The sequence below is a fragment of the Glycomyces sp. NPDC050141 genome, from assembly GCF_055586545.1.
Map to the genome: position 1 here is coordinate 105,328 of NZ_JBVJHZ010000003.1, position 25,670 is coordinate 130,997.

The window sequence follows — 25,670 nt, forward strand, 5'->3', positions numbered from 1 at the left end:
AGTGGCTGGGACGGCCGCGATAGTCTCTGTCCCATGTCGGAGACACTGCTCACCTCGCCCCTGCACGAACGCCACCTCGCCCACGAAGCGAAGTTCGCCGAGTTCGCCGGATGGGACATGCCGATCCAGTACCCGAGCGGCGTCCTCGCCGAGCACCAGGCGGTGCGCACCGGCGTGGGCGCGTTCGACGTCTCGCACCTGGGCAAGGTCTGGGTGACCGGGCCGGGCGCGGCGGCGTTCGTGAACCGGTGCCTGGCGAACGACCTCGACCGGATCGGCGCGGGCGGCGCGCAGTACACGCTGTGCCTGGACGGGAACGGCGGCGTGGTCGACGACCTCATCGCGTACCGGTTCTCCGACGACGCGGTCTTCCTGATCCCCAACGCCGCCAACACGGCCGAGGTCGCGCGCCGCCTGGCCGCGGCCGCGCCGGAAGGCATCGAGGTGCGCGACGTGCACCGCGACTTCGCAGTGATTGCCGTGCAGGGCCCCGAATCGCCCCGCGTCCTGGAGTCCCTGGGCCTGCCGCACGACCACGAGTACATGACCTTCCGCGAGGTCGCGGACGTGATCGTCTGCCGCTCGGGCTACACGGGCGAAACCGGGTTCGAGCTGGTCGTCCCCAACGCGGCCGCTCCGGAACTGTGGGACCGCATCCTCGAATCGGGCGCGTCCCCGTGCGGGCTCGGCGCGCGCGACACGCTGCGCCTGGAGATGGGCTACCCGCTGCACGGCCAGGACCTGAGCCTCGACATCACGCCCGTGCAGGCGCGCCTGAACTGGGCGATCGGCTGGGACAAGCCGGAGTTCTGGGGCAAGGCCGCCCTCGAAGCCGAGCGGGCCGAGGGCCCGAAGCGGAAGCTGTGGGGCCTGGAGGCCACCGGCAAGGGCGTGCCGCGCGCCCACATGTCCGTCATGGACGGCGAGGAAGTGGTGGGGGAGACCACATCCGGGACGCACGCGCCGACCCTGAAGAAGGGCGTCGCGCTGGCGCTGCTCGACGCGGCGTACAAGCCCGGAGCCGAGCTTGAACTCGACGTGCGTGGCCGCCGGTTGCCAATTCGAGTTGTCAAGCCCCCCTTCACGAAAGCCACGCCGAAGTAAGCGCAGCCAGACCCGGCTCTTGATTGCGGCAAGTTTCTCCGATAGCGTTTACCAAAACTCGCCGACGAAGGAGTCACATGCCTGGCACGCCGCATCGCTATGCCCTCGTGGGGACCGGTTCACGCGCCACGATGTACCGCAAGGCCATCACCGAGCGGAGTGACAAAGCCCGCCTCGTCGCCCTCGCGGACACCAACCCCAAGCGCATCGCCCACCACGTCGAGGCCGTCGAAGCGGCGGGCCAGCCCGCGCCCGCCGCCTACGCCGCCGCCGACTTCGGCAAGCTCCTCGCCGAGACCGACCCCGACACGGTCATCGTCACCTCGGTCGACGCCACGCACCACGAGTACATCCTCGCCGCGCTCGCCGCCGACAAGGACGTCATCTGCGAGAAGCCGCTGACGACCACCGGCGAGCACGCCGCCGCGATCCTCGCCGCCGAAGCCCAGTCGGAGGGCACGGTCACCGTCACCTTCAACTACCGCTACAACCCCTTGCACGAGAAGGTCGCCGAGCTCCTGCGCGACGGCGCGATCGGCGAGATCACCTCGGTCGGCTTCGACTGGCTCCTCGACACCCGCCACGGCGCCGACTACTTCCGGCGCTGGCACCGCGAGGCCGAGAACTCCGGCGGGCTCCTCGTCCACAAGTCCGGGCACCACTTCGACCTCGTCAACTGGTGGCTCGACGCGGCCCCCGTGCGCGCCTTCGCGAAAGGCAAGCTGGCCTTCTACGGCGAGAACGGCAAGCGCACCGGCCACGACCGCGGCTACGACCGCGTCAACGGCTCCGCGCTCGCCTCGGACGACCCGTTCGCGCTGCACATGGCCGACAGCCCCGGCCTGAAGAAGATGTACCTCGACGCCGAGGACGAGGACGGGTACATCCGCGACCGCTCCGTGTTCGCGCCCGGCGTCACCATCTACGACGACATGATGGCCCTCATCGACTACGACTCCGGGGTCACGCTCTCCTACCGGCTCACCGCCTACTCCCCTTGGGAGGGCTACCGCGTGCACTTCAACGGCACGAAGGGCCGCCTCGAACTGCTCGTCGTCGAGAACGACCACGTCAACCCGGCTCTCAAGGGCCCCAACGGCGCCAGCCTCCACGGCACCGACGCCGCCGCCGAAGAGGGCTGGTACGAGCTCACCCTCCATCCCTTCTGGACCAAGCCCACGAAGATCGACCTCGGCGACTACCAGCGCTCCGGGCACGGCGGCGGCGACGTGCGGATGCTCGGCGTCCTCTTCGACGGCGACACCGACCCGCACGACCGCTCCGCGAACGCCCAGGACGGCGTGAACGCCCTCGCCGCGGGCATCGCCTCGAACGCTTCGATCGCCACCGGTCAGCCGGTGGAAGTCGCTGATCTGCTCAAATAGGACAACACTGATGAGTCTCCACCCCGACCGGTTGTTCCCGGCCGATGAGCGCACGCGCGCCATCGCCCGGGAACTCCACCAGCGCACCGCCGACCTGCCGCTGGTCAGCCCCCACGGGCACGTCGACCCGCGCCTGATGTCGGAGAACCGGCCGTTCCCCGACCCGGCCCGCCTGTTCGTCGTCCCCGACCACTACCTGACCCGGATGCTCTACAGCCAGGGCGTGACCCCGGCTGAAATGGGCGTCCCGTCCGTCACGGGCGAGCCCTCCGAAGTGGACGGTCGCACGATCTGGCGGCGCTTCGCCGAGCACTACCGCCTCTTCCGCGGCACTCCTTCGAAACTGTGGCTCGACTACACGTTCGCGGAGGTCTTCGGGATCTACAAGGAGCTCGGCCCCGACACCGCCGACGAGTTCTATGACCACCTCTCGGCGCGCCTGGCCGAACCGGCCTACCGGCCCCGGGCCCTGTTCGACCGCTTCAACATCGAAGTGCTCGCCACGACAGAGTCCCCCGTGGACTCGCTGGAGCCGCACGCGGTGCTCTCCGGGATGCCCGCAGGGGGCGGCCGCAGGTGGGGCGGCAAGGGCGGCAAGGTCGTCACCACGTTCCGGCCCGACAACATGGTCGAACCGGGCTGGCCCGGCTGGCTCGAACGAGTCGAGCAGCTCGCCGAGCTCACCGGCCAGGACACGTCCACGTTCGACGGGTTCCTCGCCGCGCTCCGCCAGAGGCGCCAGGACTTCATCGCCGCCGGGGCCACCTGCACCGACCACGGGAACCTCACGGCGGCAACCGAAGACGACCCGAAGGCCGCCGCCGAGATCTACACGAAGGCCCTCAAAGGCGAAGCGGATGAGGCCGAGATCCTGCGCTTCCCGGCGCTCATGCTCACCGAGTTCGCGCGCATGAGCGTCGACGACGGCCTGGTCATGCAGCTCCACCCGGGCGCGAACCGCAACCACAACCAGTGGCTGTACCAGGGCTGGGGCCGCGACGTCGGCGGCGACATCCCCGACGCCACCGAGTACACGCGGGGGCTCAAGCCGCTCCTGGACGCGTTCGGCAACCACCCGCGCTTCCGCATCGTCCTGTACACACTGGACGAGACGGTGTTCAGCCGCGAGCTCGCCCCGCTCGCGGGCGGCTACTCCTCGGTGTTCCTCGGCGCGCCCTGGTGGTTCCTCGACTCGCCGGAAGGCATGCGCCGCTTCAGGGAAGCCGTGCACGAGACCGCCGGGTTCTACAACACCGCCGGGTTCGTCGACGACACGCGCGCGTTCTGCTCCATCCCCGCCCGGCACGACGTGGCCCGCCGCATCGACGCCGCCTACCTCGCCCGCCTCGTCGCCGAGCACCGGATGACCGAGCAGGAAGCCGCCGAGGTCGCGATCGACCTCGCCTACCACCAGCCCCGCAAGATCTACGGATTGGATGCCCAGTGACCCGCATCGAACGACTCGAAGTCCACGACGTGCGGTTCCCGACCGCGACCGCCGGCGACGGCTCCGACTCGATCAACCGCGCCGACTACTCGGCCTGCTATGTCGAGCTGTTCACCGACGGCGGCCCCACCGGCACCGGCTTCACCTTCACCGGCGGGCGCGGCACCGAGATCGTCGCCCAGGCCGTGAAGGCCTTCGCGCACCTCGTGGTCGGCAAGACCATCGAGGCGATCTTCGCCAACCCCGTCGAGTTCTCCCGCTCGATCATCCAGGAGCCGCAGATCCGCTGGCTCGGCCCCGAGAAGGGCGCCACCCACATGGCCGTCGGCGCCATCGTCAACGCCGTGTGGGACCTGCGCGCCAAGCTCGAAGGCAAGCCCATGTGGCAGCTCCTCGCCGAGATGGACTCCGCCGAGCTCGCCGCCCAGATCGACTACCGCCACATCGAGGACGAGCTCACCCCCGCCGAAGCCGAAGCGATCCTCGACGAGGGCCGCATCGGCTACGAGGACCGCCTCAAAGTTCTCCAGAACGACGGCTTCCCCGCGTACACCACCTCCGTGGGCTGGCTCGGCTACTCCGACGACAAGGTCCGCGCCCTCACCGAGCAGGCCGTCGCCGAAGGCTGGACCGCCGCGAAGATGAAAGTGGGCTCGCCCGACGTCGCCGACGACGTGCGCCGCGCCGGGATCATCCGCGACGTCCTCGGCCCCGACCGCCTGCTCATGATGGACGCCAACCAGATCTGGTCCGTCCCCGAAGCCATCGAGAACATGAAGCACCTCGCGGCCTTCGACCCCTACTGGATCGAAGAACCCACCCACCCCGACGACATCCTCGGCCACGCCAAGATCGCCAAGGCCGTCGCCCCCATCCGGGTCGCCACCGGCGAGGTCGCCGCCAACCGTGTCATCTTCAAGCAGCTCCTCCAGGCCGAGGCCATCAAGGTCTGCCAGATCGACGCGTGCCGCGTCGGCGGCGTCCCCGAAGTCCTCGCCACCCTCCTCATGGCCGCCAAGCACGGCGTCGACGTCTGCCCGCACTCCGGCGGCGTGGGCCTCTGCGAATACGTGCAGCACCTCGGCATGTTCGAATACCTTCGAGTGGGGAAGACACTGGAGGGCCGCATGATCGAGTACGTCGACCACCTGCACGAGCACTACACCGACCCGGTCACGGTCGTGGACGGCCGCTACCGGCTGCCGACCCAGCCCGGCTACTCGGTCACGTTGAAGGACGAGTCCATCGCCGAGTTCTCGTTCCCGAACGGGCCCGCATGGAACGCCTAAGTAATTCGGTCTTGAAGCGGCTCCCCGGGGACGTGCAAGTCCCCGGGGACCGCCCCCAGACCTCCGGCGTCCTCCACCTCGGCGCGGGCGCGTTCCACCGCGCCCACCAGGCCGTCTACACCGACGACACCGACTGGGGCATCACCGTCGCCGCGCCCAACTCGCGCGGCGTCATCGATGCGCTGGCTGAGCAGGACGGCCTGTTCTCCGTGGCCACCCTCGGCCCGGGCGGCGCCTCCATGCGCGTGGTCGGCTCCATCGTCGACACCGTCCACATCGCCTCCGAACGAGAGCGCGCCGTCGACCTTGTCGCCGCCGAGACCACCCACGTCATCACCCTCACCGTCACCGAGAAGGCCTACCGCGACCCGCAAGGCGTCCCCGGCCTCCTCGCCGCAGGCATTGCCAAACGCGCCGCCCAGAGCGGTCCGCCCCTCACCATCCTGTGCTGCGACAACCTCCCCGACAACGGCAAGACCACCCGCGCCGCCGTCGAACCCCTCCTCGACCCGGCCTCCCGCGCCTGGGCAGAGGAGCACGTCACCTTCCCGTCCTCGATGGTCGACCGCATCGTCCCGGCCTCCACCCAGGCCACCTACGAACGCGCCCTAGGCGAACTCGGCGTCACCGACCTCGCCGCCGTCGAAGCCGAACCCTTCACCCAATGGGTCATCGAAGACGACTTCGCCGGGCCCCGCCCCGCCTGGGACGCCACCTACACCCACGACGTCGCCGGCTGGGAGCGCTTGAAACTGCGCACCCTCAACGGCGTCCACTCCACCCTCGCCTACCTCGGCGCCCTCGCCGACGTCGAGACGATCAGCGAAACCCTCGCCCTGCCCGGCGCCGAGGAGTACGCGCGCTGGCTCATCAGCGAGCAGATCGCCCCCAGCTTCACCCCGCCCGACGGCAAGGACACCGTCGCCTACGGCGAAGCCGTCCTCGACCGCTTCCGCAACCCCGGCATCCGGCACCGGTGCCTCCAGATCGCCATGGACGGCTCCCAGAAGCTCCCGCAGCGCCTCTTCGCCACCATCGCCGACCTCGCCGAAGCGAAGGTCGACCTCGACCTGATCGCGCTGCCGCTCGCCGCATGGACCCGCTTCTGCGCGGGCACCTCCGACTCGGGAACCGAACTGCCCCTGGACGACCCGATGAAGGACGCCATCCGCCAGAGCCTCACCGCCGCCGGGACGAATCCCGCCGCCCGCATCGACGCTATCCTCGGTCTCCACCAGATCGTCCCCGAAACCGTCGCCGACAACCACCAGCTGCGCCGGGCCGCCGCCAAATGGCTGCGCGAACTCGACCGGCACGGCGTCGCCACCACACTGGAGCACCTGTGACCGAGACCCGCACGCCCCGCATCGCCCTCGTCGGCGCCAACGGATACGGCCTGCACCACCGCCACAACCTCGAACCCCGCCGCCGCACCGGCGAACTCGACTTCGTCGCCCTCTGCGACACCGCCGAGATCTACGAGGACAGCGACATCCCCGTCGGCGACCTCCCCGTCTACGACGACTACCAGGCCATGCTCGACGCCACCGACCCCGACGTCGTCATCATCGCCACCCCGCCCCCCACCCACCTGCCCATCGCGAGCGCCGCGATGCGCCACGGCGCCGACGTCTACCTCGAGAAGCCCCCGGTCGCGAACCTCGCCGAATACGCGCAGCTCTACGCGGTCATGACCGAGACCGGCCGCAACGTCCAGGTCGGCTTCCAAGCCCTCGGCTCCCACGCGTTCAACGCCCTCCGCGACGCCATCGAAGCCGGACAGCTCGGCGAAGTCGAAGCCGTCGCCGTCGCCGGGTCCTGGCGCCGCCCCGACTCCTACTACCGCCGTTCCCCTTGGGCCGGAAAGCGAGAGGCAGGCGGCACCCTCATCGCCGACGGCGCCCTCGCCAACCCCTTCGCGCACGCCTCCCAGGAGGCCATCGCGCTGGCGGGGGACTGGCCGCTGGACGGCGAGATCGAGCTGGAGCGCCTGCGGACCCGCGAGAACATCGAAGTCGACGACACCGCGGTCTGGCGCGCCACCAACAAGAACGGCGTGCAGATCACTGTCGCGGTGACCCTCTGCGGCGACACGAAGCTCGAAGGTGACGTGTACGTGCGCGGCACCAAGGGCGAGGCCTGGTTCGAGTACCCGACCGACCGCCTCATCCTGCCCGGTGAGTCCGAACCGAAGCAGTACGGCCGCACGGACCTCCTCGACAACCTTCTGGCCCACCGCAACAAGGGCGTCGGGCTCATCTCCGGCCTGCGCCGCGCGAAGACCTTCACCGGCGTCCTGGAACGCGTCCTCAACGACCCGATCCCGCGCCTGGTCGACGCCGAGCACCTGGAGCGCGTCGGCGACGACCCCGTCACCATCCTCAAGGGAGCGGACAAGGCCGTCGAGGCCGCCGCCAAGCAGGGCAAGCTCTTCTCCGAACTCGACCTCCCCTGGGCCTGACCCCGGCGTAGGCCGCCAGCGGACCCCAGCTCCGGGTCCGCGGCGGTCCTCTCCGCACGGAACCGCATTCGCGCTGCTATCTTCCGTGTCCCCCTATATAAGAGGTCCAATATGATCGAACGCCTGCCCAAGCCCCTGCGCGCCGTCTACCTGGGTTTCGTCGCCGAGTTCGGCGGAGTCAACGCGAAGCAAGCCGCGATGCGACCCTTCCTCGGCTGCTACCCCGCGAGCCTGCCCGCGACCTATGAACCTCGCCGACTGCGTGACTTCGCCCGCCTCCGCGATCTCGACGCGGAACGGCTCCTGCCGCCCGCTGCGATCGACGCCGAGGTCGACGAAGCGGTGGACAGTGGAGACTGGAAGCGCCCCGCGGCCCTGCTCGCCGGAACCCTGGGCGAGTGGGACCGGAGGTCGCACATGGTCGCGCTGCTCGTCAAAGCGTCCCTGAAGAACCAGGGCTGGCTGATGGAATGGGAAGCATCCCAGCCGGAGGACCCTGGTGCACTGCTCATCCGCGCCGAGCGGACCGTCCGCCACGCCTGGCTGCTCCGCGGCGCGACCCGCGCCCGGTACCTTTCCGACCGTCAGGTCAGCGGGTTCATCCACTACATCGCCGACGCCGAGAAGCTCATGCAGCAGGCGATCGACGCCGCCCCCGAAGACCCGACTCCGTACGAGTTCATGATCACCGTGGCCAGGGGTCGAAACTGGCGGAACTCGCGGCTGGAATCGCTCTGGGCCGATTACACCGCGCTGAATCCGCACGGTTTCGACGGACACTGGGCCGCGCTCCAGTACTGGTGCGCGAAATGGCACGGCTCGGACGGCCAGGCCCGCGAGTTCGCGGAGCGCGCCGCGGTGGGAGCTCCGAACGGCGCGTTCCTCAGCGTCCTGCCCTTGATCGCCGCTGTCGAAGCGACGGACCTCGACATGTACGCGGACTACCGGACACCGGCGATGAACGCCTTCGCGGACTCTTGCCTGGAGGATCTGGCGTCCTTCCCGGACGTCTACCCGCGCATCGCCTACCGGGTCCGGCACGTCTTGGCGTACATGCTGAACCGTCTCGGCCGGTACGAGGAGTCGGTAGAGCAGTTCCGTGTGGTCGACGGCTGCATCGATGCGCTCCCCTGGCAGTACTTCCCCAACACGGTTCAGGAGTACGGCTGGTTCCGTCGCGACTCGATGAAGCGCCAGCGCAACAAGAGCGCGTAGGCATCCGAAAGCGGCCCCGGTCGGGGGACCGGGGCCGCCGTCTGCTGCGGCAAGCGTTTGCACTGAACAGTTTCGCAGGTTGCGGGGATTCGTTTGGTCGTGCTACAAACTCTCCATGGCTCTTTTCGACCTTCCCCTTGAACAGCTCCGCGAATACCGACCCGACGTGCCCGAACCGGCCGACTTCGACGAGTTCTGGAAGTCCACCCTCACCGACGCCGCCGGACACGACCTCGACGTGCGGCTCGAACCGTTCGCGACCGACCTGACGACCCTGGACGTCCACGACGTCGTCTTCGCCGGCTTCGGCGGCCACCCGATCAAGGCCTGGCTGGTCAAGCCCAAGGGCGTCGAAGGCCCCCTCCCGTGCGTCGTGGAGTACATCGGCTACTCCGGCGGCCGCTCCTACCCGTGGGCGCACACCACGTTCCCCGCCGCGGGATGGGCCCACCTCGTCATGGACACCCGCGGCCAGGGCTACGGCAACTGGCAGCCCGGCGACACCGGCGACCCCTACGGCACCACCGGACCCACCAACAAGGGCTGGATGACCCAGGGCCTCGAAGACCCCGAGCACTACTACTACCGGCGCGTGTTCACCGACGCCTACCGCGCGGTCGACGTCGCGAAGGGCCTCGACGGGATCGACCCCGACCGCATCGTCGTCGCGGGCGGCAGCCAGGGCGGCGGCATCGCCCAGGCCGTCGGCGGCCTGCGCGACGACCTCGCGGGCGCCATGATCGACGTCCCGTTCCTCACCTACTTCCGCCGCGCCACCACCATCACCGACTCCTACCCGTACCGGGAGATCGGCGAGTTCCTCTCCGGCCAGCGCCTCAGCGAGGAGCGGACGTTCGCGACCCTCGACTACTTCGACGGCGTCAACTTCGCCGCCCGGGGCACTGCGCCCGCGCTCTACTCGGTCGCCCTGATGGACGACATCTGCCCGCCCTCCACCGTGTTCGCGGCGTACAACCGCTGGCAGGGCGAGAAGCGGATCACCGTGTGGCCCTGGAACGGCCACGAAGGCGGCGGCATCCTCCAAAAAGGCGAGCACCTGAAGTTCCTCGCCGAACGCTAGAGACGACGAAGGGGCGCTACCGGACCGGTAGCGCCCCTTCCCCTCTGCTTTACGGTTCGCGGATCTTCAACCGCTCCAAGGCCTGCTCGTGCAGGAGCCCGTTCGTGGCGAGCGCGCTGCCGCCATCGGGGCCGGAGCGGCCGCGCAGGTCGGTGAAGGTCCCGCCCGCCTCTTCGACGATGAGCGCCAGGGGCGCCAGGTCCCACAGGGCCACTTCCGGTTCGGCCGCGATGTCCACCGAGCCCTCGGCGAGCAGGCAGTACGAGTAGAAGTCGCCGAAGCCGCGCTCGCGCCACGCCTCGTGGAGCAGCGCGAGCATCGCGCCCTGCCGGTCGAGCTTCGCCCAGCCCGTGATCGACGAGATGCTCACCGAGGCGTCGGAGAGCTTGCCGACCTTCGACACGTGGATTCGCTTGCCCGCGCGCTGGTCGCGCCCGGCGAACGCGCCCGCGCCCTTCATGGCCCACCAGCGGCGGCCGAGCGCGGGGGCGCTGACGACGCCGACGACAGGCTCGCCCCGGTCGAACAGGGCGATGAGCGTGGCCCAGATCGGTACGCCGCGAACGTAGTTGCGGGTGGCGTCGATCGGGTCGATGACCCATTTGCGGCCCGAGGCCCCGGGGTTGTCGCCGTACTCCTCGCCGAAGATCCCGTCGCGGGGGCGGGCGCGCGCGAGCGTCGAGCGCAGCACCTCCTCGATCGTGGTGTCCGCGTCGGAGACCTCGGTCATGTCCGGCTTCGAGGAGACCCGCAGGTCGGAGGAGCGGAACCGGCTGTTGCCGATCTGCGCGGCGCTGTCCGCGAGCAGATGCGCGAGGCCGAGATCGTCGTTGTAGCTGGAGGTGGGCATGGCCTCATCTTACTGAGCCCGCGCAGGAACCCACGGACCAGCGAGGCAACGAGCAGGTGAACGACCCCGCTAGTTCTTCGAGTCGGCCTCGTGGAGCGACGCGAGGACGCGTCGGAACGAGGCGAGGCGGCCGGCCCGGGGGTCGTCGGGGCCGATCGCGGCGTCGAGGGCGCAGTCGCCGATCTCGGGCGTGTGCGTGCACCCGCGCGGGCAGTCCTGCGCGACCTCCGCGAGTTCGGGGAAGGCCTTGATGATCGAGTCGGCGGTGACGTGCGCGAGCCCGAACGAGCGAACGCCGGGCGTGTCGATGACCCAGCCGCCCGCAGGCAGCGGGAACGACACGGTGCTCGTGGACGTGTGCGAGCCCTTGCCGATCGAGCGGACCTCGCTGACGGCGCGCCCGGCCCCGGGCACGAGCCGGTTCACCAGCGTCGACTTGCCGACGCCGGAGTGCCCGAAGAACACGTTCTCCTTGTCGCGCAGCAGCTCCACTAGCTGGTCGAGCGGCGCGTCCGGTTCGGTCGTGGTGATCGTGAGGTCGAGCTGGGAGTAGTAGGCACGGGCCTCTTCGACGAGCTCGGGCGCGAGGTCGTGCTTGGTCAGGCACAGCACCGGCGCGACCCCGGCGTCGAAGGCGGCGACGAGGCACCGGTCGACGAACCCGTACCGCAGCGGCGGGTCGGTGAGGCTGGCGACGACCACGAGCTGGTCGACGTTGGCGACGACGACGCGTTCTTTCGCGTTCTCGTCGTCGGCTGAGCGGCGCAGCTCTCCGTGGCGCGGCTCGATCCGCACGGCCCGCGCGAGCGTGCCGGGGTTGCCGGAGCGGTCGCCGACGAGCCCGACGCGGTCGCCGACGACGATGGACTGCTTGCCGAGCTCACGGGCCTTCATGGCCATGACGGTGACGCCGTCGACCAGGCACGTGTAGCGGCCGCGGTCGACCGCCGTCACGAACCCTTCCTGGGCGCTCTCGTGCTTGGGGCGGATCTTGGTGCGGGGCCGCGAGCGGCGGTTCGCCCGTACCTTGACGTCGTCCTCGTCCCACTCTTCGTCGTCGTCCTTGTCGACGTCCCAGTCCGGCTGCGGCACTAGGCGTCACCCCGGATCGCGCGTTCCCAGACCTCGGCGAAGTCCGGCCAGGTCTTGGAGACGCAGGCGACGTCGTCGAGCACGAGGCCCGGGATCACCAGGCCCGCCACGGCGCCCGCGTGGGCCATGCGGTGGTCGGCGTAGGTCGCCCAGGTGCCGGTGGTGTGCCCGCCGCTGTTGATGCGGAAGCCGTCCTCGAACTCGTCGACGTCGGCGCCGATCTTGCGCAGTTCGGTGACGAGCGCCGAGACGCGGTCGGTCTCGTGCCCGCGGATGTGGGCGACGCCGCGGATCGCGAAGGGGCCCTTGCTGACACCGAACAGCGCGGCCAGCGCGGGCGTCAGTTCGGCGGCGTCGGCGAGGTCGAGTTCGGCCGGGAGCACCGAGGGCGAGCCGATGACGGTGAGGCCGCCGCGGCTCCACTCGACGCGCGAGCCGAGCTGCACGAGGAGGTCGCGGATCTTGTCCCCGGCCTGCGTGGTCTCGGTCGGCCAGCCCTCGATCGTGATCCGGCCGCCGACGGCGGCGGCGGCGATGAGGAACGGCGCGGCGTTCTGCAGGTCCGGTTCGATGACCCATTCGCGGCCCTGGAGCTCGCCGGGCGCGACGCGCCAGCGGTTCGGCTCGGAGTCGTCGACGTCGGCCCCGGCCTGGCGCAGCATGTGCACGACCATGTCGAGGTAGGGGCGGCTGGGCACCGGCTTGTCGCCGACATGGCGCAGGTCCAGGCCGTTCTCGAAGCGCGGCGCGGCCATGAGCAGGGCGCTCACCAGCTGCGAGGTCTTGGACGCGTCGACCTCGAGCTCGCCGCCCTTGACGTTCCCGGTGGCGTTCACGGTGAACGGCAGCGCCATGCGCCCGCCGTCCTCGATCGCGACGCCGAGGTCCCGCAGGGCCTTGATGACGCCGTCGTTGGGGCGCTTGCGGGCGTGCGGGTCGCCGTCGAAGCCGACCGGGCCGTCGGCGAGCGCCGCGACCGGCGGCAGGAACCGCATCACGGTCCCGGCGAGCCCGCAGTCGACCTCCGTGCCGCCCTTGAACATGCTCTGCGAATTTACGGCTCGCAAGCTTCGCCGAGGGGGCGTAACGGTCCAGGTGTCGTCGTCGCCCGTGTCGACCGCGACGCCGATGGACCGGAGCCCGTCGACCATGAGCAGCGTGTCGCGGGCGATGAGGGGCCGCCGGATCGTGGAGGGGCCGGAAGCGAGCGCGGCGAGGATCAGGGCGCGCGCCGTCATCGACTTCGAGCCGGGCACGCGGACGACCGCGTCGAGCTCGGCCCCGGCGTACGGGGCCTCCCAGCGGCGCTTCTCAGGGGCGGCGGTTGCGTTCATGCCGCCATTCTAGAAGCCCGCGAGCTGCGGACCCGAAGGTCGGCGTACGGGGTGGCGCGCGCGCCTGGAATTGAGGAGCCGGAATGTCGGTGGCGGGGGTTACCGTGAGGGCATGTGCGGAAGGTACGCCAACAGCAAGTCGAGCCCGAGCATGGCCGCGCTCTTCGACGCCGAGGACCTCATAGCCGGAGCCTGGGACCCGAAGTACAACATCGCGCCCACGACCCCGGCCCCGCTCGTGCGCCGCTCGAAGTCGAAGGACGAGCGCGTGGTCGAGCTCGCCCGCTGGGGACTCGTGCCGCCGTGGGCCTCCGACCCGGGCATCGGCACCCGCATGTTCAACGCCCGCATGGAGACCGTCGCCACCTCCCGCGCCTACAAGCGGCCGTTCGCCTCGCGCCGCGCGCTCGTCCCGGCCGACGGCTGGTACGAGTGGCTCAAGCTCCCCGGCGGCGGCAAGCAGCCCTACTTCTTCACCCGACCGGGTGGACTCGTCTTCGCCGGCCTCTGGGATACCTGGCACATTGACGTCTCGCACGCTTCGACGAGCCTGCACCAGGGCGACCTCAACCTCATGACCTTCACGATCCTCACCTGCCCGGCCATGGGCGAGGCCATGGAGACCGTCCACGACCGGATGCCCTACGTCCTCCCGCCCGAGCGGTTCGCCGCCTGGCTGGGGGAGGAGGACGCCGACGTCGGCGAGCTGCTCGCGGGCCCCGCCCCGTCGCTGCCGGACGACATCGAGATCCGCAAGGTGGGCCGCGCGGTCGGCCGCGCCGACAACGAGGGCCCCGAACTCGTCCGTCCCGTCGACGCCGAGGAGGGCCCCACGACCATCCCAGGATTGTGAACTCAATCACTGTCGTTCCTAGGTATCTGTACCCCATGTCGTCGGTCTTTCGTGTACAAGCCGCCGCTGGCTGTAGGGAATCGCTTCCCGCGACGAGCCCAATCGCACGGGAAGGGCCTGCGGCGGAGAGATAGAGGGAGGCAGCAATGCGGCGAATCCGCCCCGATGAGGTAGCCCGAGCCCGGAGAGACCCCCGGCTGCTCGATGCCGCCGAATACCGCAACGAGATCATCAGAGGCGCCTACCGGATGAGCGGCGACGCCTGGCTCCGCCAGGGCAACTGCGCCGACGCCGAGCCCGACGTGATGTACCCCGAGCCCCGCGAGCCCATCGAGGAGGCGCTCGCCATGTGCGCGTCCTGCCCGGTGCGCACGCCCTGCCTGGTCCGGGCCCTCGAAGCCCGCGACCGCCACGGCGTCTGGGGGGCCACCGCGCCCCGCGAGCGCCGCGCGATGATCGAAGTCTGGAAGGACATCAACCCCTTGGCCGTCGGCGCCTAGCCGAACCCGCCGAATCGAAAGCCGCGACCGCTGGCCCCAGCGAAGGTCGCGGCTTTTCGCCGTCCAAGGGCGTTGCTTCGGGGGAGGTCTCCAGCCTCCCCGGACCGGCGACGGTGTCATGTTCGCCGGCCCGGGGCAGGTACTGGGAGTTCACGCGCCGGTCTCCCGACGCGATCAGGACCCTTCCGGGTCCACACACGATAACGACTGCGCGCACCGAAAGTTACCGTTTCTATCCACTAAGTAATAATTTCGGGTGATATTCCGAATTTCGCACACTTCACCCGTATTTACGGCCCCGCAGTCGCCCCTGCCTCCGGTGTGGCGGATACGACTCCCGCCGTTTCGCCGAGGGCGGAATGAAGCCGCACGCCACGCTGTTGTTCGGGACGAGTCTCCCGCCTCGGAGCGCCGGCCACACGCTGTGCGGACTGCGGCGGAGGATTCGCGGGCCACGAAGTCTGTCTAGCAAGGAGCCCAACGCATGACCACTACCCTCCGCGGTCGCGAAGACGAGCGCGTCGCCGCTCTTCTCGGCGGCCCCGAATGGTCGCCTTCGCCGAACGGCGTCTCCCCGGTCGGCGGCGTCACGACCGCCGGTATTTCCTCCGCCCCCTCCAAGACCGCTGCCGTAGGCTCGGAACTGGTCGGCTACGAGAGGGAGACGGTGACCGAGGCAGGCAGCGAGAACTCCGAGGAGCGGCGCGTGCGTTTCGAGCGCGACGCCATGCCCCTGATCGACCAGCTGTACGGTGCCGCGCTGCGCATGACGCGCAACCCCGCCGACGCCGAGGACCTGGTGCAGGAGACGTTCCTCAAGGCCTACTCGAAGTTCCACCAGTTCCGCGAGGGCACGAACCTCAAGGCGTGGCTGTACCGCATCCTCACCAACACGTACATCAACTCGTACCGCAAGAAGAAGCGCCAGCCGCTGACCTCGCCCACCGACGAGATCACGGACTGGCAGCTCGCGGACGCCGAGTCGCACTCCGCCTCCGGGCTGCGCTCCGCCGAGACCGAGGCGCTCGACCACCTGCCGGACTCGGACGTCAAGGACGCCCTCCAGCAGCTCGGCGAGGACTTCCGCCTCACCGTCTACCTCGCCGACGTCGAAGGCTTCTCCTACAAGGAGATCGCCGACATCATGGGCACCCCGATCGGCACCGTCATGTCCCGCCTCCACCGGGGCCGGCGGCAGCTGCGCCAGCTGTTGAGCTCGTACGCCGCCGACCGCGGCCTTTCGCCCGCACGGGAGGTACAGCAGTGACCGCCGAACCGGAGAAGCCCAAACTCGACTGTCGCGAGGTCCTCGAAGAGGTCTACCTCTATCTCGACGAAGAGTGCTCCGACCGCCGCCGCGGCGTGATCCGCGACCACCTCGAAGACTGCTCGCCCTGTCTCTCGGAGTACGGCATCGAGCAGGAGGTGCGCGCGATCGTGCACCGCTGCTGCAGCCAGGAGAAGGCGCCCGACGAGGTGAAGGCGCGCCTGCGCCAGAAGCTCAGCGCCGTCGAGCAGGTCAGCGAGATCTTCAGCGAAGTCGCCGAGCGCGACCGCCGCATCCGTTGAGCGCCGATCGGGCCCGCCCGCTGAGCCGCTGATCGGGCCCGCCCGAGTCCGGGCCCGACAACTCGTTCCTCAACCGCTCGCGCTCGCGGACATCCGGGTACCGCGTGCGCCAGGCGGTACCGTTCAGGCCGACTCGGCCGCGTTCGCCCGGACCATCCCGATCGAGATCTGCAGCGAGGCTTCGCGCAGGTCCTCCTCGGAGTCGTCCACGCGCGGGTACGTGATCCAGTTGCTGAAGAGCGTCGTGATCGCGTCCCAGGCCCGCAGGCGGTGGATGAGCGGCGCGTCCGACTCGACGAGCAGCGCGTGCAGGCGCCGCTGGCGCAGCCTGAAGACCGACATGCGGTCGAGGCGCGTGAGCGCGGCCTGGTTGTTCTGCATGAACCTGAGCACCGGCACGTGCGACCGGATGACCTCCGCGTAGCGGCGGAGGAGTTCGGTACGGGTGTCGAGCCCCCGCGGCTGGGTGTCGCCCCAGTCGCAGATGCGGTCCAGGTCCACCGCGTAGGAGTCGAAGAAGCTCGCCGCGATGTCTTCCTTGGTCTTGAAGTGGTAGTACAGCGCGGCCTTGGTGACGCCGAGCTGTTCGGCGATCTCCCTGAGAGAGGTGTGCTCGTAGCCGTGCTCGCTGAAGAGCGCGATCGCGGTCTGCTGGATCCGCTCTCGGGTGCTCGGCTGTTGCTGCTCGCGCGCGTCGCGCGGCGCTTCGGTCATGTGGGCAATTCTCGTTCTGCGCCGGGTGTCCAGTGCGATCTGCGGGGCAGTCGCGGCCTCGGCCGCCTGCCCCGCCACGCGCTAGCTGTTCGGGCGCTTCCCGTGGTTAGCGGCCTTCTTCTTACGCGACTTGCGCTTGCGGGCTGCTTTAGCCACAGCTCCTCCTTGGTGGTCGGGAATTCAGGGGTCAACCTTACCGGCACCTGCGCGGGTGTACGGAGGGCAGTGGACACACTTCATTGACGAGTCACCCGAGTCGTAGCAGGGTTGGAGGGGAGGACACGGGAGCTCGGGAAGGTCCGACTGCGGTGGACGAGCGTGGTGACGGTCGACTACGCTTCATTATAAAGGTTTGTTTAATATTTTAGCGGTACCCGTTTCACAAGGAGCGTCAAGTGAACCAGCCCCAGGTCGGCGCCACCGACAACGCCAGCGCGGAGGACCAGCCCGGTAAGGGCATGGCCGCCGACATCAGCGAGCAGCCCGGCGTCTACGCGGACGTGCTCGACCACGGCACCGCGGAGATCGCCCGCATCGCCGCGATCATCGCCGAACGCCGCCCGCGCTCGGTGGTGTTCACCGCCCGGGGCACCTCCGACCACGCCGCCCTCTACGGCGCCTACCTCACGGAGATCCGTCTCGGCCTGCCCGCGAGCCTCGCCAGCCCCTCCGTGGTCACCGTCTACGACGCCCGGCCCGACTGGTCCGACTCCCTCGTGATCGCCGTCTCCCAGTCCGGCGGCTCGCCCGACCTCGCCCAGGTCGTCGCCGCCGCCCGCGCCTCCGGCGCCCTCACCCTCGCCGTCACCAACAACCCCGACTCCCGCCTCGCGGGCGAGGCCGAACTCCACCTCGACGTGCGCGCCGGGCACGAGCGCGCCGTCGCGGCCACCAAGACCTACACGGCCGAGCTGCTCACCCTCCTGCTCCTCGTCGAAGGCATCCGCACCGGCACCGGCCGCCTCGACACCGCCGAGGCCACCGCGATCGGCAAACTGCCCGAACTCGCCCGCGGCGTCCTCGCCAACACCGGCGCCGCCGAACTCGCCGGCCGGTACCGCTTCGCGTCCAGGTTCGTGACCACCGGCCGCGGCTACGCCTACCCGACCGCCCGCGAGACCGCGCTCAAGCTCATGGAGACCTCCTACCTGCCCTCGCTCGCGTTCTCCGGCGCCGACCTGCTCCACGGGCCCCTCGCCATGGCCGACCCCGGCGTGCCCGTCCTCGCCGTCGTCGGCTCCGGCCCCGGCGGCCACGCAATGTGGAACGTCCTCACGCGACTCGAGAAGCAGCGCGCCGACGTGGTCGTCGTCGGCGCCGCCGACGTCCCGGGCCAGACCGCCCGGCTCGCCACCCCCGCGGTCGACGAGCGCCTCGCCGCGCTCCTCGACATCCTTCCGCTGCAACAGGTCGCGCTACACCTCGCTATCGAGCGCGGCGAGAACCCGGACGCTCCGCGCGGTCTCAAAAAGGTCACGGAGACGGTGTGATCCCAGCTCGGCGGTGGTAGAGAAACGGGTGTTCACCTTCGGTTCACCAAGATGTTCACCCGTTTCCGTAAACTCTCCGTCATGCAGGCACCACCAGCCGCGCCGACCGGCACCACTGAAATCGTCTGGCACGAACGGCGATACCCGGCGCGAGCGATCGCGGGCGGCGCCGCATTCGAGCTCTACTCCGACGTCCGCGAAGACGGATTCCACCCCAGCGGCAGCACCTTCCACCGGTACGTCCACGCCTCCGAAGTGACCAGCTCCGGCGGAGAACTCCTCCTCACCGGCATTGCGCCCCTGGCGATCCCGATCATGCCCGGGCTCGACGCCGCCACCGTCCACCGGTACAGCCAGAACCCGCGCATCGGCCCCGCCGAACGCGCCCTCGTCTCCGCCGTGCGCGCCACCGCGTTCGTCACCGTCGGCACCCGCATGGTCAAACCGCTCAGCCGCCACCAGGTGGCCCGGCAGCTGACCTCCGCGCCCGTCGTCAGCGGCGTCTGCTTCCGCGAGTTCGACGTCGCCCACCTGCGCACCCCCGACGACCGGGTCGTGCTCTCCGGCGATCCCGACGACGCCCGCGACACCGCGTTCGCCTTGCGCTGGAAGGCGATCTGCGCCTGCGACTACCAGAGCACCGAGGCCGCGAACTTCCCCGGCCTCGTCGGCGTCCCCGGCCGCGAGCGCCGCGGCTCGATGATCCTCGGCACCGGGTTCCTGCCCAGCGGCACACACCTCATCCCCGAGTTCGCGACCACCGGGTTCGCCGACCTGCCGCTGACCGCGCGCGCGGAGATCCTGGCGTACACGCCCGACGGGGCCGAGATCTCGCTGTTCCAGTACCAGCCGCAGACGAACGTGTGGGACCGCATGGCCGGCGCGCGGCACCGCGACCTCGTCAGCCGCATCCCCGGCCTCGAGACCGGGCGGGCGCTCTTCCGCACCGACCCGTCCGTCCACGCCGGACTCGTCGGCGAACACGAGGGCGAACGCGTCCCGGTCAGCGCCGATCCCGGCCACGGGTTCAGCGTTTACGCGCGCGGCGCCGCGAGCCGGAGCCCCGTGACCCGCCCGCAGCGGTTCCACACGCGGGCGCGCTGGCGCGACATCGAAGTGCTCGCGCTCGGCCGCAACGAGGACTGGGTGCGTGTGCGCCTGAGCCAGCCCGACCTCGAATCGGTCATGACCACCGACGCGACCTGCGTTGAGCGCGGCATCTACGAATGCTGGGCCCCGCTCGCCGAGCTCGAGAACCCGCGCATGGTCGTGGTCGACTACCCGAAGGACGAACACCCGGCCCCCTGCTAGTCAGGTCAGGAGCGGCCTCCTCTCGCTAGGCGCCAGCGGTTGTCGATGCGGTCCACCCAGCCGGTGCGGAGGAGGCGGTCCAGGGTTTCCGCTGCGGTCCCGGCGGGGACGCCCGCGGCGGCGGCCAAGCGGTTCGTCTCGACCACGTAGCCCCTCGGCAGGGACTCGACCAGGCGGGCCTCGATTTCCGTCAGCGAATCGAAGGGCCGGCGCTGCGGCGGCGGTGGCGTCGCCAGGGGGCCGCCGATGCCGGTCAGGTCCTCGATGACCTCCTCTGCGCGGGTTACCAGGCGGGCCTCCCATGGCTCCCTTGCGAGTTGGTGGGCCCCGGCCGACATCGACGATGTCACCGGCCCGGGCGTGAACATCAGGACCCGGCCGAGTTCGGCCGCGTACCGGGCCGTATTGCGCGCTCCCGAGCGGTGGGCCGCCTCGATGACCACCGTGCCCGCGGTCAGGGCCGCGATGACGCGGTTGCGAGTCAAGAAGCGCTGCTTCATGACATTGGTTCCCGGCGGCCATTCGCTGACGATCAGGCCTTTCTCGGCGATGAGGTTGAACATCGAGTGGTTCGCCTTCGGATACGGGAGCTCCACCCCGCAGGCGAGCACCGACACTGTCGAACCGCCTCGCGCCAGGGCCCCGAGATGGGCCGCCCGGTCGATGCCGAAAGCGCCGCCCGAGACGATCGTCCAGCCCGCCTCGGTCAGATCGGCCGCGAGGTCGTCGGCGAGGTGCTGCCCGTACTCGGTCGCCGCCCTGGACCCGACGATCGACACCGACCGGCGGCACAGTCGGTCCAGGTTCCCCTCGCCGCGCACCCAGAGACAGCGCGGCGGCCGCACATGCGGTTCGTCGGCGTCGCAGACCAGCATCAGATCGCGGAGCTGGTCGGGCCAGTCGGGGTCTCCGGGGATCAGCACCCGTGCGCCGCTTTCCTTGGTGGCGGAAGCGATATCGGCGGCGCGGGCGGCCGGATCGCGGGTGCACGAGATGGTCGCGCCGGTGATGCGCTGGAGGCGATCGGGTACCTCGCCTTCCCAGAGGCGCTTCACGATCTCGATGGGGCCGAACTCGCCGAGGAGGTCGTCGAGGTCCGCATCGCCCGGCTCGATCAGCGAGGACAGGAGCATCAGGGCGAGACGTGGATCGTCGGGGAGATTCGTCATGGGTCCTCCTCTTATATGGATGTGCCGTTGTGGTCGGTCAGGTGAGCGTGTAGCCGATACGCAGTTCGCTGGCGATCGTGATGTCCTCGGCGGTGGGGCGGTCGTGCTCCCGCAGGTCGGCGATCGTCCACGCGAGCTTCAGGATTCGGTCGTAGCCGCGGGCGGTGATCCGCTCCTTCAACAGGAGGTCGTCGACGCTCTTCCGCACCGGCGGCGGGAGCCGCCAGCGCTCTGACCGCAGCGCCGGGCCGGGAACATCGCTGTTGCACTGCCAGCCTTCGCCCGCTTCGGACCACCGGGCGGTCGCCGCTTCCCTTGCCCGGGCCACCCGCTTCGCGACCTGTTCGGAGGGTTCGGCTTCGGACAGCTCGGCGAGGATCGCCGAGGGCGGCACCGCCGGGAGGTCGACCCGGAGGTCGATCCGGTCCATCAGCGGCCGCGAGATCCTCGGCAGGTAGCCCCGCTTCACCTGCGGTGTGCAAGTGCAGTCGTAGGGCTTGTTCGGCGCGCACGGGCAGGGGTTCGCTGCGAGGACCAGGATCACCTTGGCCGGATAGCAGATCGAGGTGTTGGCCCTCCTGATCCGCACCTCGCCGCATTCCAACGGCTGCCGCAGCGAGTCCAGGACCGACCGCTTCCACTCCGGGGCCTCATCGATGAAGAGCACTCCTCGGTGCGCGAGCGCCAGGGAACCCGGGCCCACGAGGCCGCTACCGCCGCCTACCAAGGCCTGCATGGTCGTGGAATGGTGCGGCGCTTCGAACGGCGCATGGCGCATGAGCGTCGCCGCGCCACCCGAGAAGCGTCCACGGAGCGAGTGCAGCGAGGTCACTTCGACAGCTTCTGCGTCTGAGAGGGGCGGAAGGATTGACGGCAGCCGTTCCGCCAGCATCGTTTTGCCTGCTCCTGGGGGACCCACCATCAGCATGTGGTGGCCTCCGGCTGCCGCGATCTCGAGTGCACGGCGGGCGGTCGGTTGCCCGCGCACGTCGGCGAGGTCGGGGAGGGGCGGTGGTGCGCCCGGTGCCGTCGGCATGACCGGGTCAAGCGCGGTCTGGTTGAACAGCCAGGCCACGAGCGTGGCGAGGTCTCGCGGAGCGTAGACCACGAGCCCGTCGACCAGCGATGCCTCTGCGGCGTTCTCTGGGGAGACGATCGCCGTCCGCATCCCGGACTTCCGGGCTTCGATGAGCGCGGGGAGCGTGCCCGGAACCGCCCTGAGGCTGCCGTCGAGGCCGAGCTCGGAGAGGAGGACCGTGTCGTTCAGCTTCTCCATGGGCAGGGTGTCGTCGGCGCACATGATCGTGAGCGCCAGCGCGAGGTCGGCCGCCGACCCGGTGGTCGGTATCGAGGCCGGACCGAAGTTCACGCTCACCGACTTGTCCGGGAACCGCAAGGCGGAGTTGGCCATCGCGGAGCGGACCCGGGTTTGCGCTTGGTTGACGACGTTGTCGGGCAGGCCCGACATGCGGACCGTGTCAGTGCCTTTCGCCGTGGACTTGAAGACCGAGGCTTCGACGGTGACCGCGACGGCGGTGGCGCCGATCATGCAGACGGTGTTGGTGCGCGCGTAACCCATGGCGGTTCCCCCGGTGGTGTTCGAGTGCGAGGCGCTGGCGGCCGGTGACCGTGAGGGCGAGGCGGTCGATGCGCCAGGGCTGGTCGGTGCGGCAGTGCTGTTTGAGCCAGGCGCGGGCGAGCCGTTCGATGCGGTGGAGCTTCTCGCCGTCGACGGCTCCGAGGGGGCCTCCGTACCGGTTCGAGCGGCGGGTCTTGACCTCGCAGAAGACGACGGTGCCGGCGGAGCGGGCGATGAGGTCGAGTTCGCCGAGGCGGTGCCGCCAGTTGCGGGCGAGGATCTGCATCCGGTCGCGTTGGAGGTGGGTTGCAGCGAGCTGTTCGCCGAGGCGGCCCAGTTGGTGCGGGGTGAGGTGTCGCAGGTTGACGGGGTTCGGAGCGGACGGTGGGGGAGGGAGTGGGGGTGGAGTCGGGGGCGGCGGGGGTGCGGGCGCCGTTCGGGTCATGACCGGGCCTCCTCATGGGCGGTGCCGGGGCGGGGGAGGAGGCGGACTTTGCCTTTGCCGAAGAGGAGCATCGGGTCGAGGTAGAGCGGGCCGTGTTTGAGGCCGAGGTGGAGGCAGGCCTGGCCGGGGCAGGAGGCGTGGCCGGGTTGGAGGTGGCCGATGGTCTGGCCCGCGGTGACTATTTCGCCTGCGGCGACGAGGGGTTCGACCGGTTCGTAGGTGGTGCGGAGGCCGTTGGCGTGGAGGACGCTGACGACGCCTCGGCCGGCGAGGTCGTCGGCGAAGACGACGGTCCCCGGGCCTGCGGCGGTGACAGGGAGATCGGTGCCCGCTGCGAGGTCGACGCCGCGGTGGCCCGGGAGCCAGGGTTCCGGTGGCGGGTCGAAGCGGGTGAGGAGGTCGAGGGTGCCGACCGGAGAGTGCCAGGGGCCGGAGGCGGGGGTGTGCGGGGCGGTGGCCTGTTCGGGGGCGGGTGGTGCGGCTTCGGCGATGGTGGGTGTGATGATCGCGGCGGCGGCGAGGAGCGATGCGGTTATGAGGCTGATCGTGATGGCGTTGTGTAGTTGTCGCATAACTCAATGCTGACCTGGGTGCCCGGTATCGTCAACAAAAAGTTTTCTGCCTGTGGATAACGTTGTTCGTATGGTTGCTGCCTGGGGTTCCGGTTCGTGTTGTATCGAAGCTGGTGAGTGTTTTCGCGGGCGTGGGTTCGGGCGGGCGTCCATTGCGTCTGTCACTGCGGTCCACCGCGTTCGTGGTGCGCAAGGGGGCCTGAGTACACTGATCGGAGCGGTACGGAGCCCTTGTGCCCCGAACCGACTTCGCGCGCTCGCCGCGGCCCGACCTCCATCGCACGCCCTACCGGGGCGCATTGCGACGGATGCGGTCCGGCCCTAGCGATCTCCCAGGTCCGGGACTATCCCGGTTGCAGATCGCCGGAGGTGAGTGCCAGGCGCGGGACGCCCGGACTTCGGGCGGCTCCCGCGAATGAACCAGGGAACGAAAGGAATACAACCGTGTCGGTTGTCACTATGCGTCAGCTCCTCGAGAGCGGCGTGCACTTCGGTCACCAGACCCGTCGCTGGAACCCGAAGATGAAGCGGTTCATCCTCACCGACCGCAACGGCATCTACATCATCGACCTGCGCCAGTCGGTCGACTTCGCGGTCAAGGCGCACGACTTCGTCAAGAACACCGTCGCCGAGGGCGGCGAGGTGCTGTTCGTGGGCACCAAGAAGCAGGCCCAGGAAGCCGTGGCCGAGCAGGCCCAGCGCGTCGGGATGCCCTTCGTGAACCACCGCTGGCTCGGCGGCATGCTCACCAACTTCCAGACCATCCAGAAGCGCCTCATGCGCCTCAAGGAACTCGAGATCATCGAGGCCAACGGTGCGGCCAACCGCACCAAGAAGGAAATGCTCCAGCTGATGCGCGAGAAGGACAAGCTCGAGCGCACGCTCGGCGGCCTCCGCGACATGGAGAAGACCCCGGCCGCGATCTGGATCGTGGACACCAAGAAGGAGCACATCGCGGTTGACGAGGCCCGCAAGCTCGGTATCCCGATCGTCGCGATCCTCGACACCAACTGCGACCCCGACGAGGTCGACTTCCCGATCCCCGGCAACGACGACGCGATCCGCTCCGTCGCCCTGCTGACGAAGGTCATCGCCGACGGTGTCGCCGAAGGCCTGCTGGCCCGCTCCGGCGGCCAGGTCGCGAAGGGCGAGGGCGAGCCGCTCGCCGACTGGGAGAAGGAACTCCTCTCCGCCGATGTCGCCGAAGCCGCCGTCGAGGCCGCAGAGACCACCGAAGACTCCGTGAAGGTCGTCGAGCCGTCCGGCGAGAAGACCGTCGAAGACGAGAAGTAAGAAGGGGAGCAATGGCCAACTTCACGATGGCTGACGTCAAGAAGCTCCGGGAAGCCACCGGCTCCGGGATGATGGACGTCAAGAAGGCCCTCGAAGCGGCTGACGGCGACTACGACACCGCTCTTGAGGCCCTGCGCATCAAGGGCGCCAAGGACGTGGGCAAGCGTGCCGAGCGCACCACCGCCCAGGGCCTGGTCGCGCAGTCCGGCAGCACGCTGCTCGAGCTGCTGTGCGAGACCGACTTCGTCGCCAAGAACGGCGCGTTCATCGAGCTCGCCCAGACGCTGGTCGAGCTGGCCGACGAGGTCCGCCCCGCGGACGCCGAGGCGTTCGCGAAGGCCGAGCTCAACGGCAAGGCCGTCGCCGAGGTCGTCGCCGAGGAGTCGGTGAAGCTGGGCGAGAAGCTCGCCCTCGGCCGCGTCGGCTCGCTCCAGGGCGATGTCGCGGTCTACATGCACCGCAAGGCCGCCGACCTCCCGCCGGCCGTGGGCATCATCGTCGAGTACACCGGTGACGCCGAGGCCGCCCGCCAGGTCGGCATGCAGGCCGCCGCGATGCGACCGAAGTACCTCACCAGCGACGAGGTCCCGGCCGAGATCGTCGAGGCCGAGAAGCGCGTGGCCCTCGAGACCGCCAAGGAAGAGGGCAAGCCCGAGCGCGCCTGGGACAAGATCGTGGAAGGCAAGGTCAACGCCTACTACCGCGACTTCGTCCTGCTCTCGCAGAACTCGGTCATCGACAACAAGAAGACCGTGTCCCAGGTGCTCGCCGAGGCGGGCACCGAGGTCACCGGCTTCATCCGCTTCGAAGTCGGCCAGGAGTAGCGAGTAGCCCGCACGCGCGGACTACACTGGCTCCAGCCGTAAGCCTTCTCGGCGAAGCTTGCGAGCTGTAAATTGGCATGGTAAGGGGCGGCG

At 69.6% G+C, this 25,670-nt stretch carries 25 protein-coding genes; 16 read left to right on the plus strand and 9 right to left on the minus strand.

Annotation, left to right across the window (positions count from 1 at the left end):
• Positions 1-33 precede the first annotated feature (33 nt).
• The 8 genes from gcvT to ACZ60M_RS02815 all read left to right on the plus strand — a co-directional run bounded on the left by gcvT (position 34) and on the right by ACZ60M_RS02815 (position 9,982).
• Positions 34-1,104, plus strand: coding sequence for a glycine cleavage system aminomethyltransferase GcvT (gene gcvT / locus ACZ60M_RS02780; RefSeq protein ID WP_465414040.1), 1,071 nt, complete (start codon positions 34-36; stop codon positions 1,102-1,104).
• Between the two features lie 77 nt (positions 1,105-1,181).
• A complete protein-coding gene (locus tag ACZ60M_RS02785; RefSeq protein WP_465414042.1) occupies positions 1,182-2,489 on the plus strand; it encodes a Gfo/Idh/MocA family oxidoreductase in 1,308 nt (435 codons plus the stop codon).
• Between the two features lie 10 nt (positions 2,490-2,499).
• On the plus strand, positions 2,500-3,936 hold the full coding sequence (gene uxaC / locus ACZ60M_RS02790; protein ID WP_465414044.1) for a glucuronate isomerase: 1,437 nt from the start codon (positions 2,500-2,502) through the stop codon (positions 3,934-3,936).
• The gene (locus tag ACZ60M_RS02795; RefSeq protein WP_465414045.1) at positions 3,933-5,225 is read left to right on the plus strand and encodes an enolase C-terminal domain-like protein; all 1,293 of its coding nucleotides are present in this window, start codon (positions 3,933-3,935) and stop codon (positions 5,223-5,225) included. The genes uxaC and ACZ60M_RS02795 overlap by 4 nt, the downstream gene beginning before the upstream one ends.
• 11 nt (positions 5,226-5,236) lie before the next feature.
• On the plus strand, positions 5,237-6,571 hold the full coding sequence (locus ACZ60M_RS02800) for a mannitol dehydrogenase family protein (protein ID WP_465414046.1): 1,335 nt from the start codon (positions 5,237-5,239) through the stop codon (positions 6,569-6,571).
• Entirely contained in the window at positions 6,568-7,686 is a 1,119-nt protein-coding gene (locus ACZ60M_RS02805) for a Gfo/Idh/MocA family protein (protein WP_465414048.1), read from the plus strand. The genes ACZ60M_RS02800 and ACZ60M_RS02805 overlap by 4 nt, the downstream gene beginning before the upstream one ends.
• 111 nt (positions 7,687-7,797) lie before the next feature.
• Entirely contained in the window at positions 7,798-8,901 is a 1,104-nt protein-coding gene (locus ACZ60M_RS02810; protein ID WP_465414050.1) for a hypothetical protein, read from the plus strand.
• A gap of 115 nt (positions 8,902-9,016) precedes the next feature.
• Positions 9,017-9,982, plus strand: coding sequence for an acetylxylan esterase (locus tag ACZ60M_RS02815; protein WP_465414052.1), 966 nt, complete (start codon positions 9,017-9,019; stop codon positions 9,980-9,982).
• A 49-nt stretch (positions 9,983-10,031) separates the two neighbouring features.
• Here the strand turns inward: ACZ60M_RS02815 and hisN are convergent, their stop codons facing one another.
• The 3 genes from hisN to aroA form a co-directional block, all read right to left on the minus strand.
• Positions 10,032-10,832, minus strand: a complete 801-nt coding sequence (gene hisN / locus ACZ60M_RS02820; RefSeq protein WP_465414053.1) for a histidinol-phosphatase — start codon at positions 10,830-10,832, stop codon at positions 10,032-10,034.
• Positions 10,833-10,901: 69 nt separating this feature from the next.
• A complete protein-coding gene (rsgA, locus tag ACZ60M_RS02825) occupies positions 10,902-11,924 on the minus strand; it encodes a ribosome small subunit-dependent GTPase A (protein ID WP_465414055.1) in 1,023 nt (340 codons plus the stop codon).
• Complete coding sequence (aroA, locus tag ACZ60M_RS02830) at positions 11,924-13,258, minus strand: 3-phosphoshikimate 1-carboxyvinyltransferase (RefSeq protein ID WP_465414057.1); 1,335 nt, start codon at positions 13,256-13,258, stop codon at positions 11,924-11,926. Before aroA ends, rsgA begins: the two co-directional genes overlap by 1 nt.
• A 112-nt stretch (positions 13,259-13,370) precedes the next feature.
• On the opposite strand from aroA, the gene ACZ60M_RS02835 reads away from it, so the two are divergent.
• From ACZ60M_RS02835 to rsrA, 4 genes are all read left to right on the plus strand, one after another.
• Complete coding sequence (locus ACZ60M_RS02835; RefSeq protein ID WP_465414059.1) at positions 13,371-14,111, plus strand: SOS response-associated peptidase; 741 nt, start codon at positions 13,371-13,373, stop codon at positions 14,109-14,111.
• Between the two features lie 146 nt (positions 14,112-14,257).
• Positions 14,258-14,611 (plus strand): WhiB family transcriptional regulator, encoded by a 354-nt coding sequence (locus ACZ60M_RS02840; protein WP_465414061.1) that lies wholly within the window; start codon positions 14,258-14,260, stop codon positions 14,609-14,611.
• A gap of 484 nt (positions 14,612-15,095) precedes the next feature.
• A complete protein-coding gene (locus tag ACZ60M_RS02845; RefSeq protein WP_465414063.1) occupies positions 15,096-15,878 on the plus strand; it encodes a sigma-70 family RNA polymerase sigma factor in 783 nt (260 codons plus the stop codon).
• Entirely contained in the window at positions 15,875-16,180 is a 306-nt protein-coding gene (rsrA, locus tag ACZ60M_RS02850) for a mycothiol system anti-sigma-R factor (RefSeq protein ID WP_465414064.1), read from the plus strand. Before ACZ60M_RS02845 ends, rsrA begins: the two co-directional genes overlap by 4 nt.
• Positions 16,181-16,303: 123 nt before the next feature.
• Here rsrA and ACZ60M_RS02855 read toward each other — a convergent pair whose 3' ends face one another.
• Both ACZ60M_RS02855 and ACZ60M_RS02860 read right to left on the minus strand, forming a co-directional pair.
• Complete coding sequence (locus tag ACZ60M_RS02855) at positions 16,304-16,894, minus strand: TetR/AcrR family transcriptional regulator (protein WP_465414066.1); 591 nt, start codon at positions 16,892-16,894, stop codon at positions 16,304-16,306.
• An 81-nt stretch (positions 16,895-16,975) separates the two neighbouring features.
• Positions 16,976-17,050: a 50S ribosomal protein bL37 gene (locus ACZ60M_RS02860; protein WP_374209694.1), complete on the minus strand. Its 75-nt coding sequence runs from the start codon at positions 17,048-17,050 to the stop codon at positions 16,976-16,978.
• A gap of 302 nt (positions 17,051-17,352) precedes the next feature.
• Here ACZ60M_RS02860 and ACZ60M_RS02865 point away from each other — a divergent pair, with 302 nt between their 5' ends.
• Together ACZ60M_RS02865 and ACZ60M_RS02870 are read left to right on the plus strand one after the other, a co-directional pair.
• Complete coding sequence (locus tag ACZ60M_RS02865) at positions 17,353-18,384, plus strand: SIS domain-containing protein (RefSeq protein WP_465414211.1); 1,032 nt, start codon at positions 17,353-17,355, stop codon at positions 18,382-18,384.
• Between the two features lie 81 nt (positions 18,385-18,465).
• Entirely contained in the window at positions 18,466-19,695 is a 1,230-nt protein-coding gene (locus tag ACZ60M_RS02870; protein WP_465414068.1) for a hypothetical protein, read from the plus strand.
• A 5-nt stretch (positions 19,696-19,700) separates the two neighbouring features.
• Here ACZ60M_RS02870 and dprA read toward each other — a convergent pair whose 3' ends face one another.
• From dprA to ACZ60M_RS02890, 4 genes are read right to left on the minus strand one after another with little or no spacing between them, the layout of a single operon-like run.
• On the minus strand, positions 19,701-20,864 hold the full coding sequence (dprA, locus tag ACZ60M_RS02875) for a DNA-processing protein DprA (protein WP_465414070.1): 1,164 nt from the start codon (positions 20,862-20,864) through the stop codon (positions 19,701-19,703).
• 37 nt (positions 20,865-20,901) lie between these two features.
• Positions 20,902-22,443, minus strand: coding sequence for a YifB family Mg chelatase-like AAA ATPase (locus ACZ60M_RS02880; RefSeq protein ID WP_465414072.1), 1,542 nt, complete (start codon positions 22,441-22,443; stop codon positions 20,902-20,904).
• The gene (locus ACZ60M_RS02885) at positions 22,343-22,888 is read right to left on the minus strand and encodes a YraN family protein (protein ID WP_465414074.1); all 546 of its coding nucleotides are present in this window, start codon (positions 22,886-22,888) and stop codon (positions 22,343-22,345) included. Before ACZ60M_RS02885 ends, ACZ60M_RS02880 begins: the two co-directional genes overlap by 101 nt.
• Positions 22,885-23,460, minus strand: coding sequence for a murein hydrolase activator EnvC family protein (locus tag ACZ60M_RS02890; protein WP_465414075.1), 576 nt, complete (start codon positions 23,458-23,460; stop codon positions 22,885-22,887). The genes ACZ60M_RS02885 and ACZ60M_RS02890 overlap by 4 nt, the downstream gene beginning before the upstream one ends.
• 444 nt (positions 23,461-23,904) lie before the next feature.
• On the opposite strand from ACZ60M_RS02890, the gene rpsB reads away from it, so the two are divergent.
• Together rpsB and tsf are read left to right on the plus strand one after the other, a co-directional pair.
• On the plus strand, positions 23,905-24,753 hold the full coding sequence (gene rpsB / locus ACZ60M_RS02895; protein ID WP_465414077.1) for a 30S ribosomal protein S2: 849 nt from the start codon (positions 23,905-23,907) through the stop codon (positions 24,751-24,753).
• Positions 24,754-24,764: 11 nt separating this feature from the next.
• Positions 24,765-25,577: a translation elongation factor Ts gene (tsf, locus tag ACZ60M_RS02900; protein WP_465414079.1), complete on the plus strand. Its 813-nt coding sequence runs from the start codon at positions 24,765-24,767 to the stop codon at positions 25,575-25,577.
• Positions 25,578-25,670: the final 93 nt, after the last annotated feature.

What these genes read in the sequence shown, in the direction of transcription:
- gcvT (WP_465414040.1), top strand. Translation starts at nt 34, where the DNA reads ATGTCGGAGACACTGCTCACCTCGCCCCTGCACGAACGCCACCTCGCC.
- ACZ60M_RS02785 (WP_465414042.1), top strand. Translation starts at nt 1,182, where the DNA reads ATGCCTGGCACGCCGCATCGCTATGCCCTCGTGGGGACCGGTTCACGC.
- uxaC (WP_465414044.1), top strand. Translation starts at nt 2,500, where the DNA reads ATGAGTCTCCACCCCGACCGGTTGTTCCCGGCCGATGAGCGCACGCGC.
- ACZ60M_RS02810 (WP_465414050.1), top strand. Translation starts at nt 7,798, where the DNA reads ATGATCGAACGCCTGCCCAAGCCCCTGCGCGCCGTCTACCTGGGTTTC.
- ACZ60M_RS02815 (WP_465414052.1), top strand. Translation starts at nt 9,017, where the DNA reads ATGGCTCTTTTCGACCTTCCCCTTGAACAGCTCCGCGAATACCGACCC.
- hisN (WP_465414053.1), bottom strand. Translation starts at nt 10,832, where the DNA reads ATGCCCACCTCCAGCTACAACGACGATCTCGGCCTCGCGCATCTGCTC.
- aroA (WP_465414057.1), bottom strand. Translation starts at nt 13,258, where the DNA reads ATGAACGCAACCGCCGCCCCTGAGAAGCGCCGCTGGGAGGCCCCGTAC.
- ACZ60M_RS02835 (WP_465414059.1), top strand. Translation starts at nt 13,371, where the DNA reads ATGTGCGGAAGGTACGCCAACAGCAAGTCGAGCCCGAGCATGGCCGCG.
- ACZ60M_RS02840 (WP_465414061.1), top strand. Translation starts at nt 14,258, where the DNA reads ATGCGGCGAATCCGCCCCGATGAGGTAGCCCGAGCCCGGAGAGACCCC.
- ACZ60M_RS02845 (WP_465414063.1), top strand. Translation starts at nt 15,096, where the DNA reads ATGACCACTACCCTCCGCGGTCGCGAAGACGAGCGCGTCGCCGCTCTT.
- ACZ60M_RS02855 (WP_465414066.1), bottom strand. Translation starts at nt 16,894, where the DNA reads ATGACCGAAGCGCCGCGCGACGCGCGCGAGCAGCAACAGCCGAGCACC.
- ACZ60M_RS02865 (WP_465414211.1), top strand. Translation starts at nt 17,353, where the DNA reads ATGGCCGCCGACATCAGCGAGCAGCCCGGCGTCTACGCGGACGTGCTC.
- ACZ60M_RS02870 (WP_465414068.1), top strand. Translation starts at nt 18,466, where the DNA reads ATGCAGGCACCACCAGCCGCGCCGACCGGCACCACTGAAATCGTCTGG.
- dprA (WP_465414070.1), bottom strand. Translation starts at nt 20,864, where the DNA reads ATGACGAATCTCCCCGACGATCCACGTCTCGCCCTGATGCTCCTGTCC.
- ACZ60M_RS02880 (WP_465414072.1), bottom strand. Translation starts at nt 22,443, where the DNA reads ATGGGTTACGCGCGCACCAACACCGTCTGCATGATCGGCGCCACCGCC.
- ACZ60M_RS02885 (WP_465414074.1), bottom strand. Translation starts at nt 22,888, where the DNA reads ATGACCCGAACGGCGCCCGCACCCCCGCCGCCCCCGACTCCACCCCCA.
- ACZ60M_RS02890 (WP_465414075.1), bottom strand. Translation starts at nt 23,460, where the DNA reads ATGCGACAACTACACAACGCCATCACGATCAGCCTCATAACCGCATCG.
- tsf (WP_465414079.1), top strand. Translation starts at nt 24,765, where the DNA reads ATGGCCAACTTCACGATGGCTGACGTCAAGAAGCTCCGGGAAGCCACC.